Below are 924 nucleotides of genomic sequence, written 5' to 3'. Positions count from 1 at the left end.
CGGCCGAGGCGGACGCCACCAGCGCGTCCCCGTGCGCGAGCAGCACCGCGGCCGCCGCGAGCACGACGAGCGCCGCGACGGCCTTGTACGCGGTGAGCAGCCAGAAGACGACGGTCGTGTGGCGCTGCGGGCGGGGCGTGAGGGCGTCCATGGATGAGGGCAGCATAGTCCTCGCGCGTGAGGACGTTCAGGACGGACGCCTCAATCCGGGGCGCCGGATTGTACCCGGTCCAAGCGCAGTTCAGCGGGTACGATGTGGGACGTGATTTTCGTGGCGCTCGTTCTCGCGTACCTGCTCGGCGGCATTCCCGCCGGAGCGTGGGTGGCGCGCGCGCGGGGCGTGGACATCCAGAAGGTCGGGAGCGGCAACACCGGCGCGACGAACGTGCTGCGCACCCTCGGCTGGGGTCCGGGTCTCGCCGTCGCGCTGTTCGACATCCTCAAGGGCGCCCTCGTGGTGGTCCTCGCGCGCCAGCTCTTCGACGAGCCCGTGATCTGGGCGCTGTGCGGCCTCCTGGCGGTGCTGGGGCACAACTTCAGCGCGTTCCTGCGCCTGAAGGGCGGCAAGGGCGTCGCGACGTCCCTCGGGACGCTCGTCGCGATCGATCCCGTGGCGGGCTCGGCGGCCCTCGTGATCGGCTTCGTGTGCATCGTCCTGACGCGTTTCGTGTCGGCGGGCAGCATGGTGGGCGCCACGGCGGGCCTCGTGGTGGTGCTGGTGCTGGGCCGCCCCTGGTGGGAGGTGCTGATCGTGGCGGTCCTCGCGGGGCTGCTGGTCTGGCAGCATCGGGACAACATCCGCCGCCTCTCCTCGGGCACGGAGCGCCGCTTCGGCGAGAAGGCCGCCTCTTGAGCGCGGGCCTGCGGACGGTGCACGGCGCGCCGGGCGCGCTGGACGTCCTCACGCTCGCGCCGCACCCGGAC

1 protein-coding gene is annotated in these 924 nt (G+C 72.5%); it reads left to right on the top strand.

What is annotated here, in order from left to right:
- Nucleotides 1-253: 253 nt before the first annotated feature.
- On the top strand, nucleotides 254-853 hold the full coding sequence (gene plsY / locus DEIPI_RS0112305) for a glycerol-3-phosphate 1-O-acyltransferase PlsY (protein ID WP_027481959.1): 600 nt from the start codon (nucleotides 254-256) through the stop codon (nucleotides 851-853).
- Nucleotides 854-924 lie beyond the last annotated feature (71 nt).

Origin of the sequence: Deinococcus pimensis DSM 21231, assembly GCF_000519345.1 — a bacterium.
GTDB lineage: Bacteria > Deinococcota > Deinococci > Deinococcales > Deinococcaceae > Deinococcus_A > Deinococcus_A pimensis.
The sequence above is the reverse complement of the archived record's forward strand: the minus strand, read 5'-3'. Positions and strand labels throughout refer to the sequence as shown.